Here is an 11510-nt window from a genome sequence, read left to right on the forward strand (position 1 = left end):
AAATCAGATAAATGTCGCGTTAAAATTAAAAGTAAGTAGATAGATCATCAGGCATTTCTGCTGTTCGAGTCTCACAAAGGTACAAATGGTTTTCTAAGTCGGTTTGGTAGCTCCATAACAGGGTTTCAATTTCTGTAATATGGTGCGCCATTCTGAACTCACCTAGCGTCACAACCGCTTCTGCGAAGCGGTGTGGGGTATCGGTATCGCGTTGATTAAGCGCTTGCCCTACGGGGCTAACTCCTTGAAAACCAACGGCTATCGGCACTAGCCAGCCCTTTTGTTTACGGGCGCTGGTCCAGTGCACTTTTTCATCAATTTTGCTGCAACTCTGATGTATGACTAGGTAGTCAATTAAGGCCTCTAAGGCATCCTTACCATTTGCCATTGTTGCTTGCATCAGCTCACGGCGTTCAAGCAACACATAACCGGGCATCAGTTTACGCAATACTTTTTGCGTATCTGTCGTGTTTTCTGTATTGGTAAAATACGCTTGTTCAAAGGCCAGAATATCGCCACCGGCTATTTTTAGTTGGCTCTGAACCAATTTGTTAATTTGGTTTAACGCGCGGCCTTTATCGTCAGCGTCTAGCCCTGTATATTCAATTATTAAAGATGCCGTTAAGTGCGCCCGCGCTTCTTCAATAAAAGAGGGGCGATTACCTTCTTTGTCAAGTGGGTTGCCAGTACCAATTATTGAGGTGACAAAGTCGCCTTTATGGCGATGGGTTTGTAAGTCAAACTGATGCGAGACCACGCCAACAGCACTAAACTGAATCCCTGCAAATCCAGTTTGTTGTAATTTACGTTGCAAGGTATGTACCGCACCTAGCCAAGCCGTCATTGCCGGGAAACCAATAGTAAAAGGGCTGGATAGTGCATTGGCATTTTGCACCTGAATACGCGGGATAATTAATAAACGTTTTAAACTGCTCATCTTAAAAACTCCCTGTTATCAGCTACCCATTTTTCAATGAGTTTTTTAATTTCCAAAAACTCCTGATTGCCAAGCAAAATTTGCTTTTCACCTAACAGCTTGGCATAGGCATTATTTAACCAGCGAGTACAGTCGTGAATAATATCTTCTAACCACAGGTCGCTGTTTTCTCGCTCATCTGCTTTATCTGCGCACAACCAAGCCACTTGTGCTGCCGCTAAGCTAGATGATTCACGATACTGCTCAGTTGATGCTTGGCGCATTAAGTAAACGGCATCCATAATTTTAAGCACCAAGGATTCTATGCAATTGTCACGGGCGGTTAACAGTTTTTGCCGTGAGATATTACCGCCCAGCTCGATTTTCATTACCTTGTGTAAATTCTCAAACAAATCTTTAAACTGGCGGTAATTCAGTGATTCTGTAAAGAAATTATGTTTAGGAAAGCGTACGTCACGGATCGTCAATGACGGTGGTACACAGGCGAGCAAATAAGCTTTACCATTGTACTGATTGTTTAGGGCGCTGATATTCAATGACTTAGAACCACCATAACCTATAGTAGTAAGGCCATAAATTTCGCGGTAACCCTGCTCGCTATATTCCCCCTTCTTTTTTAACTCACGTTTGGCTTTTGCTTCAGCACCAAAGCGCATCTCATCCAGGCGTTTACGTAATTCAAAAAGCAAACCGGAATTAGTTAAGATTGATAGTTGGTGGTAGTTATCCTCCACAGGAAAGTACACTTGTTTTATGCGTGAATTAGTAATAGTCGTATCAGCGGTTGCCTTACTCACTCCGGCTAACAAATTACTTTTCAACCACTCACGATCAAGCTTGGAGTATTCGTATAACTCGTTGGCGGCTTTGCTTTCATCAAGTAAGTGATCAACCAATAACCTGCCATCGGAACTAAGTTTAGTTTTTAAAAAAGACTCAATTTTCAATGCGCCGGCATCACCTACTGAATCAATATCACAACCTGCGACATTCCCTGTTTTTAACAGCCCGTCAGTCTTCATTTCCCCGGCAAATATGACGGGTGTTACATAGGTCTCCCTTTTAATATTTGTTTTGCCAACGCCTGTATCAGGGTGGCTAAATTTACTTGGATGTGTAGTCATAGCTCGGCTCCTAGCTTTAGGCGCATTTGCAGTTAACCAAGCTGTTGTATCAAAAATGGCATCGCATTCTTCTTTTTTTTGCGCGAGTTCTTCACCCTCCATTTTTTTAGCATTTTCAGCTAGCCAGGCGCCCTTTTGATCTTCAAAAAATTTAAAAATGGCTGGATCAATCATCTCTTCCTCCCTTATTAACTTTGTACATCCCCAATTGCGGGCTGTACTCAAACCTATCGTTTTCGTTATAAATCGTTAAATTCAACTCACCATAGCGCAGACTCAACTGCGCTATGCGGCTATTGCTCTTGTTTGCCTGTTCGATTAAAAAAAGTTCGTAATCTCGTTGTAACCAAAGACGTACATTTTGCTCTGGGTTTAATTCAACGGTTTTAATGCCGAGTTGCAATTCACGGTTAACTGGCCGTTCATCATCGTCTTTTTCTGCCCAATAAAAGCGCTGTATTTGTTTATCCCACACATAGAATAAGTTGGTCGCTTTTATTGAACGACGGAATGCTTGGAAAGTTTGCGGCAAGGCAGTTAGCCACCACGCGTGTTGCAAGTAACCCTGGATATTATTGGCTTGAATGTGGTTATATTGGGTGAGTAATTGCTTGGTTGCTTTATGCTCTATTCCGGCAAAAAGCTGATCCATCGTATGCTTTGTTGGTTCTTGAATTCGAGGCACAGCATCCAAACGCTCTGCCAATGATTGCACGTCAAGCAATTGCCTCACATCATGATTGGGTAAAGGTTTTTCTTCATAGCCTGGCCTAACAAAATACGGGCCTTTTTGGTCGCTTTCTCTGAAAGCCTTCCAGTTGTATTGCAACAATCCCACATTCGGACTGCTTACTTCGCCTGCGCGATGACGGCGCACCCGCCCGGCTAATTGAATGATCGAGCGATAAGACGAAGGCTCCACTACTGCCCAATCAAAATCATGGTCTCGCCCAACTTCCTCTACAGGAGTCGCGACCAGAATAAACAGAAAATGTATGGCGGTTGAATTATCTATATGTTCCCGAATAACTGGATGGGAAAATGCCTGAGGTTGTGCCCCCTTTGGTTCTTTTCGTTTTAACACCAAATCTAAATGCCGTTCCTGCGCGTGGCGCATTAACAATACTTGCTGACTGTGGTAAGCCATGACTCGAATATCGGTATTTTCCGGCAATGGTTCACTTAATAAAAACCGTGTGAGCTCAACACAAGTGGGAATATTGGCGACACGAATAACACCAAATGAAACCTGCTTTCGACTCACCACATCTAGTGTATTGTGTCCATTATGTTTGTCTAAAGCTGCTTGCAAAATAGTATTAAAATATTGCCATTGTTTGGGATTCGCAGCAGTCGCATGCTCGTCAGAACACAATTCACACGCAACAATATTGGCTTTTCGTTTAGCGGGTTGCTTCGCCAGGTTGCTCACGCGTTTCTGAATGAATTGGCCATGAATTTTGACATATTGCGCTAAACCACTTTCATTATTGCTTATTTTCACTGCATCAGAGTGAAATTCATCGACCCAAATACTGCAGACAGACACAGACTGATTTTGACTTTGACCAAATAACTGCCATCCCAAACGGTAAGCATTAAAAAAGCCTGCCGCCAAGGCTGGAGGAATAGTGGCCGATGAGATCATGACTTTTCGACCTAGCATACCGGCCAAGTGCACTAAACGGCCAATAGCCGCTAGGTCTTCTCCACTAAAATCATCCACCTCATCTATCACCAAATCCGAAGATAACAAGCGCAGGCTGGGTAATATATAACGCCCACCACGCTTGGTTTCCGTTGCTCCCATCATATGATCAATGGTGCATGCTAACACCGGTGCATATAAGAACTTTCTGGCACGCTCATCGGTTAGCACCGTACTGAAAGTGCCTTCGGGTAACACACCGCTAAAATCAATGTCATTGTCGAGTAATGTTTCTAAGGATTCGGAACCGGCCTCCTCAAAACTGCGTTCGTGCGGTTCTATATTCGATTGTGCTTTTCCTTGGTTGTGTAATTCACTTACCGCCTTAGAACCGATTAACACGGCCAATTCATCACTACTCAAGCCGACACGGTCACGGTATTCGTCTCCGGTTTGTAAAGTGAGAGTGCGCAGTCCCAGCGCAAGCACATAACGCAAACTATTACCTTCTGGGGACAAAGCCTGCATAATTTTGGCGTTTGCAAAAGTCTTACCACAACCAGTACTTGCCATATTAACGATAAACGCACCGGTTAATGTTTCATGTTTTTTAAACTTGGCAATACAATTGACCGCTTTTTGTTGCCAGGCGAAATCTCCCAGGCTCTGTTTGCGCAGTGCCGCATTCTCAAACACTGCCGTGGCCTCTTCCTGTTCCAATCGCTGAATAATGGGTAGCAAGTTAACCACATTAAGTGCATGCTTTTTCACTCCTACTAGATGTTCATCCAGCTTTTGTTTTAGTTGCCGGGTTTTTCTGTCGGTATTAGCAAACAACTTTACAGGCGTGCGCCATTTTGGGTTTTGTGGCTGAGATGAATAATGATGATCACCGAGCATTAAACATAAACGTGCATGATGAAGTACCAAACGGATTCCGTTATTTTGCAGCAGCCCTTTAATTTGTGGTGCTAACGTTTCAAGTTTTGCCGCCCAGCGCTTGAGATCTTTTAGCCACCAACTGGATTCTGTCATCAAACCATTAGGAAATTCAAAACATCCAGCAACTCGCTCAGCAAACTGATTCTCATCTTTGCGATTTTCGTATCCCCAAGCTTGAGTTATTTGGTGCAAGCATTCAGCAATCAAACTGGCATTAACTTCTTTAAAGTGTGCAATGTTTTTTTCTGCCGCATTAGGCAAGGGTAAACGGTGGTGTGAAACGATCAGCCACATCAACAGTTGAGCAACAGCATCATGATCGACAAAAAGTTTTTCTGGTTTTGAAGGTACAAGTTTTTCAAGCGATCTCCCGCATATTTTGCCTTGCGCCAGTTGATGCAACCAATATTGCTTATTCGCCGCACAATGCCGAATAAACGCATCAAGCAATATACATGAAATCCACTCATGCCGAATTGGATCTCCTGATGCAACCTGATGCTCGGGTTTCAATTTATCCTGAAAAATTTTAGTCGCTTTACCCCAGTCATGTAGCAGTGCAGCCACTGCAGTTAACGCTCGTATTAACTGCAAATACTCCCAACTACTTTCTGTTAGTTGGATTTTTTTAGCCGTGCTATTAACCGGCACTACTCCTAGTTCATTAAACTTGCGTCTATTCCCCACTACCCACAAAAACTGGCTTCTGGCGCGGCTGCGTATCCAGTGGCAACTAACCGCTGTGCTTTTACTAGCGGTTTGGCGCAGCATTTTTTTAACAGTTAATAAGCCATCTTCGGTGATCACGGTTTGCCAGGTGTTATCGCCTATTCGGTCGGCAAAGGCATCTAACACTCTGCGTGTTTTTTTGAGAGCATTTTTTTCGCACTGACTGACAAAAGTAACCATCATAGAATAGCTACCTCTTGCTCGTTTTTACCTTGTAGCGCTACCTTTTTTACCTGATCAAACATGAAATCTAAGGCTTTGTGATCTGTAAATTTTTGCAGAATTTGTTGACGAAATTCTTGCTCGGTGGCATTTTCTTTGGCGCAAATAAAAGCCCACGGTAAAACGATGGCATCTTTAATTAAATCGGCAATATCGAATACCAAGGCTCCGCGGCGAGTTTTACCGTGCATCACCGCAAAGCCGTGCGGAATGCCTAGCACCCATAAGGTGGTTGCAGCCAAACCATATGCTAAGTAGTTGCCATGATTGAGAAAGTCGTTGGCTTTATCGGTATTTTTTTTTGCTGAGGCTTGATGCTGACGGCTAAAATTAGTAGTGCCGGTATTATTAGCGGCAAATTTATATAACACTTTGGTGAGTTGTGCTTCGGTAAGTAGTAAATCGGCTGACTTTTTCGCTGAGGTAGTGCGTTGTTCAAAGGTGGCTAATGCCGCCTCAATATTGTTGTCGTTTAGGATAAACCCCTCTTGTTTTAATTCTTTATCTTTGCTCCATACACGTTGTAAATACTCTATGCGTGCGGCTTGGAATTGTTTGGCTACATTAAGGCGCTTATCATCGTCAAACCAAAAGCTCATCCATCTTTGAATATATTCCGTGGGCCGATATTCGCTTTGCGGAGTAAGCCATTCAATCTCGTTGCCCATGTATAGAGGAGTGCCACCACCCCCCGCAAACCCCAACAATACGCCTGCTTGGGCTAACATGCGCACAGCAGCTTGGGTTATAGAGGTACCATTACCCAGCAATAGCACTGTGGTGTTAGCGATAGGTATGTTGAAATACTGGTTTTCATCTTTAGCCTCCGTTAAATAAAGTACTCGCCCGTCTTTTTGCATTACGCGACAATATTCGAGGTAATACAAATTAGCTCGTTTGGAGTGCAAGATAGTTTTTAAGTCTGACGGTGACAAGTCTTTCATTTTTTGGTGCTAATCCTTTTAACATCTTTTTTTACTAGCGTTTTTTAATTCAACTATCTTGGGCTAAAAATTTTCACACAACAATGCCTGAAATATAATCAGTAAACTTAGTTGCCGTATTCTGGTTGTTTTATACCTTTCAGGCATTGAACAACCATTGTTTTACGTCAACTAAGTTAGCTAGCTCCAATTGCTGCGCCTCAGGCGTAATATCAAAATATTTGGTGCTAACCTGCATTTCTTGCACAACATATTGAGCAAGCGCAGCGGTCGTTTTAATAAGAAGTTGCCCATTTTGCATGTTGTAGTCTTGTTCAACGATTTCTTTTTGCTCGTTGCTGAGGCGTTGATTAGCTATAAAAATAAGGTCTACGGGTTTGTTCCATAAAGTATCTTTATCTGCGGTTACTACATCACCTTCTAGCAGGCTGAGATCGCCACGAAAACGGCTTAGTACAAAATCTCGGTGTTCTTTCTTTTCTTCGCAGTAAGCGCGAAGATGCCAACGCAAACCAGTTTTAACCAAGGTATGTGGATGAATGATTCGCCCCTCATTCATTGGTGATGTAAGTGATACATACTCAGTATCAACTCGCTTTTGTTGTTTAATACCAGCAATAATTACGCGCATTATGTTAGGCGAAACAGAACGATGAGGAACCCTTAAATGGGTATAGCTTGGTTGACGATTTCGTTGCAGTTGGCTAGGTGATGTAGTGGAATGGTTGGTTACCCATTCTAAATATTCATGTACATGTGTACTGATAAACTGAGCACAAAATTGTTGGGTTGGGACAAAACATTTTAAGACTTTATCGTAATAAATATTGCTGGGGCAACGTGCGCGATAAGACTTTAGATAAAACTTAGCTTGTGTTACCGAAATTGAGAAATGCTTGATAATGTCGGTGGAATTAACTCTCCCTTCCCAATACGCCAGCAATTCAATGAGTTGAAAGTGAACATCCGCTTGTTCTTTTCTCACTAATTAACATCCTTTTATCTTTTGCCCCATTTACTATGTAAAAAAATTACCGACGGGTCAACTCGATTTTACATATGAGAAGCATCTTTGATCCAACGACCTAAGATGTTTGGGTTTACCCCTAAATATCTAGCAGTTTTTGCCAAAGTATAGTTTTTCTCGACAAGTACATTCAACTTAGTCTGCGAGTCTTTTATGTGAAAGTAACCACGTCATAACAGTTTCCCAATTAGGATAATTAGTAGTGCCATATTGCAGTAACATTTGTTAATTTGAAGCTATTGACAACCTCTGGCTGCCAATAACTCTTCGATATCTCGAAAACTTAGGGGAAATCGATGGTAAAGCCATACAGCATGGCCAATGACCTGAGATCGGTAGCGATCTCCGGATTACATTTTGTTGTTTTTTATGCTCGGATTATCCCACAATTTGGAATAAGGTTGATGAGTTGAAAGTACAGGATGCAGCCGTTGATTTCTCTCCCAAGGTTCGGCCATTAGCTTATGTGCTTGTGGAAACTTAGGGTGAGTAGTAAAGCTGAATGTTGGGCGCTCGGGATTGATTCTAAATGTATCTGCAATGCTTAATACATTGCGGCCATTTTTGAACCGTGCAAGGTAGCCTATCAACACGCCGTGGTTAGCCTCCTGTAGCAACGTTCTCCGTTTCGCATAAAAATACTTACTATCCAGCTTTTGCTGATTGCAAAAATCGTTAACAGACTAGGGTATTGTTAAAAATCTGGGCCTTACAAGGTGAGAGTCACTGGTTCAATTACAGCGAGAAGAACCACAGTGGCGCCTACCACTTCCTGCTATGCTGTTTTAAAGAGCTTTTTAACCTATCGCTTTTATTCTCAGGTTCTAACATGAAGCGGTTCAACCTAATAGAAAAGGAGCACACCTATTGCTCCGGAACGGATAGATACAACGTCCCGGGTCATCCACGTGGATACGGGGAACACTTAATTGCCAATGAAGTTCCTTTTCATCTTTTATCATGCATTACAATCCTACTTATACATTCTCTACTACTATGTAAAAAATTTTGCTTACGGTCAAACTAAACCCTGAGTCGCTGTCGAGAGCGTGCAATCGGCGAGTAAACTCAACCTCAACACAATGAGTTTGGGATATATAAACTTCTAAATTGTCATTTTTGTAATCTATTTGCCCAAAGAAGCTCATATAAGTTGATTTTTCGAATGAACTATCTACCATGAATGAAGGGTTAAACGCCGCTGAGCTTGCCATCAGAATTGCCCGATGTCGTGTAAATAGTCATATAAATAATCGTGTAATCGTTATTATTAATTCTTTTCGTTGGAGTGAATTCGCCGTGCTGCTTTTGTCTGATTTACAGCGCTTAAACCCTTTGGAGCGCCGGTGGCTGCAGCTTTTTCTGGTCATTATTTTAAGCACCACCGTTTGGTTTAGCTGGCAAGGCACCGATTGGCAAAGCGGCCAATCTATTTTATTAAACTGGTTGGTGAGCCCAATCAGCGCCATCAGTGGCGTACTCTGCGTGGTGATGGTTGCTAAAGGTTTGTTGTCTAATTGGATTTGGGGCTTGATCAGCGCCTCCACTTATGGCTTTTTGGCATGGAAATCCGGCTATTATGGTGACTGGTTAATTAATTGGTTTTATTTTTTACCCGCTCAGTTTTTTATTTACTTTACTTGGCGGCATCATTTAGCAAGCAGCACTCAAATTATCTTGATGCGCCGCCTGGGTTGGCACTGGCTTTGGCTTGTAGTATTGGTCCTAGTAGCGATAGGGCTGTTAGCCGGCATGCTGCAGCACCTAGACGGCTTTTTCTCTGATGCGCTGAAACGAAATTCAGCTGTTTATGACAGCTTAGCCACTCTCACTGGCTTCAGTTGGAGTGGCCCGCTGCTCGACAGTTGCACCGTCATTTTACAAATTACAGCACAGCTACTAATGATCAGAATGTTTGCGGCGCAGTGGCCCTTTTGGATTTTAACCAATATCCTGACGATGTTTGCGTGGGCTTTAGTGTTGGCAACCGATCCCAGTTCTGCCCCCTACGCTGTGCCCACTTTAATTATGTGGGGCGCATTTTTATTAAATTCAGTCTATGGCGCAATAAGTTGGCACAAAGGAGCACAACAAAATGACTAAAGTTGGGGTTTTCCCGGGCAAGTTCTTACCACCACATCGCGGCCATTTAACAGCGATTTTGCGTGCACATGCGCTTTGCGACAAACTATATGTGGTGATTAGTGAGCGTAGCGTAGAAGACGGCGAACTTTGTCACGCGGCAGATATACCTTATTTAGACGGCGTATTGCGCCAGCGCTGGTTATCACAAGAGTTACAAGGCTTAGATATAACCGTGTTGCTACAAAATGAAGATTCGATAGCCCCGTTTCCCGAAGGTTGGGGTGATTATGCTCGCTTATTGCAACAGACCGTTCCAGAAGCTTTTCAGGTGATTTTTGGTGGCGAAGAGGATTACCGAGCTGGTCATAAAGAGCATTTTAAGAACATAAGCTATAAAGTGCTCGATCCTCAGCGCACCCAATGGTCTATCAGTGGCACCGAGATCCGTAATCGGCCTTATTTACATTGGGATTATATTGCCGGTGCTGCCAGACCTTTTTTTGCGCGCAAGGTATTAATTACCGGGCCAGAGTCTTGTGGTAAAACCACCTTAACCCGCAAGTTAGCCAAAGTGTATTGCACCTCTTGGTCAGAAGAGTTAGGCCGTGATTATCAAGAAGATGTAGTCGGAGGCAACGGCGACCTTTTCAATTTAGAAGATTTTAACCGAATCACTCACTTGCAGTATGAGCAAGATTGGCATGCATTGCGCAGCGCAAACAAAGTGTGTTTTTTTGATACCGATGCCGTGGTGACCGCTTTTTTCAGTAAAGTATTTTTAGGAGGCATTGCCAGTCGGGTTGAAAGTTTTATTGACCCGTCAAAATACGATTTGATTATTGCGCTAGAGCCCACTGTCCCATGGGTGGCTGATGGTATGCGAGAATTAGGTTCCCCTGAGTTACGTCAACAAAGCTTTGAGCAATTAATTTCCTTATACCAGCAATATGGCTTTCCTGCAGAGCGAATATTACGTGTCAGTTCTGCTGACTACTACGAGCGACTAGAAACGTGTATTGGCGCAATCGATGCTTTGCTGCAAAAATAACTATCCACCTGATTTAAAACTTTTTTTCATTAAACCGAGTCGAGCAATTGTGAATAGTAGGCTGGTAGCAGGTCTTGCTGCATGCTTTTGTAATCGAGTGTTTCAGAGGTGGTCTGTGTACATATTTAAAATGAAAAGGTGTGCTGTTTTTGCCGCCACTTAAGCGAATATTCGTTTAATTGAGTTAAATCCACCTGCCCATCAATAATTTGTCTGCATAGCAGCACCGCCGCTTTTGCTTGATTGGCATTTAAGTGTTTATAAGCAGGTGACTTAATATATTCATACCATGCATCCTCACAAATATTGTCGAGCACTATCCGTTGAAAGCAATGATCATGTATCACCGGCCATGCTATTGTATTTTCTTTACCCTGCTCTACTTGTTTCTGCTTAGCCATTGACGGCATTACATCGCGAGTAAGTGTCAAATATTCTTGTATCAGTTTTGCTTTGCTGCTCATGCTTAATTTATCGCTATTTTGTCACTTGCGCAGTTTCTACGAAGCGGCAAGAAAAAGTGATTGAGAGTCTTGTAGAAATATTGGCGTTATTTATGCTCACTTTACTTTGCCGGTTAACACTATGATATAAATAGTAGGATGATGTCTGTCATTTTGAAGTGATGTTCTTAAGTATAATATAGATTTCCAACGCACTTCTCCCCAAGGACGGCAACGTTAACCTAGACTCATCACAAAATATTACGCAAACCTTCGGTGTCCTTGCACCTTTGTGAAAGTCATCTAGCATGATGACTTAGGATGAGCACAAATCAACCACTAGCCCCACAGAACAGGTAAG

8 protein-coding genes and 1 pseudogene are annotated in these 11510 nt (G+C 42.7%); 2 read left to right on the forward strand and 7 right to left on the reverse strand.

What is annotated here, in order from left to right:
• Positions 1 to 25 precede the first annotated feature (25 nt).
• From csy2 to AB9H30_RS04575, 6 genes and pseudogenes are all read right to left on the reverse strand, one after another.
• The gene (csy2, locus tag AB9H30_RS04550; RefSeq protein WP_371193449.1) at positions 26 to 937 is read right to left on the reverse strand and encodes a type I-F CRISPR-associated protein Csy2; all 912 of its coding nucleotides are present in this window, start codon (positions 935 to 937) and stop codon (positions 26 to 28) included.
• Complete coding sequence (locus tag AB9H30_RS04555; RefSeq protein WP_371193450.1) at positions 934 to 2235, reverse strand: type I-F CRISPR-associated protein Csy1; 1302 nt, start codon at positions 2233 to 2235, stop codon at positions 934 to 936. The genes csy2 and AB9H30_RS04555 overlap by 4 nt, the downstream gene beginning before the upstream one ends.
• A complete protein-coding gene (gene cas3f, locus AB9H30_RS04560) occupies positions 2228 to 5563 on the reverse strand; it encodes a type I-F CRISPR-associated helicase Cas3f (RefSeq protein ID WP_371193451.1) in 3336 nt (1111 codons plus the stop codon). The genes AB9H30_RS04555 and cas3f overlap by 8 nt, the downstream gene beginning before the upstream one ends.
• Positions 5560 to 6546 (reverse strand): type I-F CRISPR-associated endonuclease Cas1f, encoded by a 987-nt coding sequence (gene cas1f, locus AB9H30_RS04565; RefSeq protein WP_371193452.1) that lies wholly within the window; start codon positions 6544 to 6546, stop codon positions 5560 to 5562. Before cas1f ends, cas3f begins: the two co-directional genes overlap by 4 nt.
• A 139-nt stretch (positions 6547 to 6685) precedes the next feature.
• Positions 6686 to 7531 (reverse strand): WYL domain-containing protein, encoded by an 846-nt coding sequence (locus tag AB9H30_RS04570; protein WP_371193453.1) that lies wholly within the window; start codon positions 7529 to 7531, stop codon positions 6686 to 6688.
• Positions 7532 to 7818: 287 nt separating this feature from the next.
• Positions 7819 to 7896: pseudogene (locus tag AB9H30_RS04575) on the reverse strand (IS6 family transposase); the annotation flags it as partial.
• A gap of 856 nt (positions 7897 to 8752) precedes the next feature.
• Here AB9H30_RS04575 and pnuC point away from each other — a divergent pair.
• Both pnuC and nadR read left to right on the forward strand, forming a co-directional pair.
• On the forward strand, positions 8753 to 9676 hold the full coding sequence (pnuC, locus tag AB9H30_RS04580) for a nicotinamide riboside transporter PnuC (protein WP_371193454.1): 924 nt from the start codon (positions 8753 to 8755) through the stop codon (positions 9674 to 9676).
• Positions 9669 to 10706, forward strand: coding sequence for a multifunctional transcriptional regulator/nicotinamide-nucleotide adenylyltransferase/ribosylnicotinamide kinase NadR (nadR, locus tag AB9H30_RS04585; RefSeq protein ID WP_371193455.1), 1038 nt, complete (start codon positions 9669 to 9671; stop codon positions 10704 to 10706). The genes pnuC and nadR overlap by 8 nt, the downstream gene beginning before the upstream one ends.
• A gap of 125 nt (positions 10707 to 10831) precedes the next feature.
• Here nadR and AB9H30_RS04590 read toward each other — a convergent pair whose 3' ends face one another.
• Positions 10832 to 11170 (reverse strand): hypothetical protein, encoded by a 339-nt coding sequence (locus AB9H30_RS04590; protein ID WP_371193456.1) that lies wholly within the window; start codon positions 11168 to 11170, stop codon positions 10832 to 10834.
• Between the last annotated feature and the right edge of the window lie 340 nt (positions 11171 to 11510).

This window comes from Glaciecola sp. SC05, assembly GCF_041380235.1.
Taxonomy (GTDB): domain Bacteria; phylum Pseudomonadota; class Gammaproteobacteria; order Enterobacterales; family Alteromonadaceae; genus Glaciecola.

Excerpts from the sequence above, each read along its gene's own strand:
- csy2 (WP_371193449.1), bottom strand. The coding sequence starts at position 937 with ATGAGCAGTTTAAAACGTTTATTAATTATCCCGCGTATTCAGGTGCAA.
- AB9H30_RS04555 (WP_371193450.1), bottom strand. The coding sequence starts at position 2,235 with ATGATTGATCCAGCCATTTTTAAATTTTTTGAAGATCAAAAGGGCGCC.
- cas3f (WP_371193451.1), bottom strand. The coding sequence starts at position 5,563 with ATGATGGTTACTTTTGTCAGTCAGTGCGAAAAAAATGCTCTCAAAAAA.
- cas1f (WP_371193452.1), bottom strand. The coding sequence starts at position 6,546 with ATGAAAGACTTGTCACCGTCAGACTTAAAAACTATCTTGCACTCCAAA.
- pnuC (WP_371193454.1), top strand. The coding sequence starts at position 8,753 with ATGAATGAAGGGTTAAACGCCGCTGAGCTTGCCATCAGAATTGCCCGA.
- nadR (WP_371193455.1), top strand. The coding sequence starts at position 9,669 with ATGACTAAAGTTGGGGTTTTCCCGGGCAAGTTCTTACCACCACATCGC.
- AB9H30_RS04590 (WP_371193456.1), bottom strand. The coding sequence starts at position 11,170 with ATGAGCAGCAAAGCAAAACTGATACAAGAATATTTGACACTTACTCGC.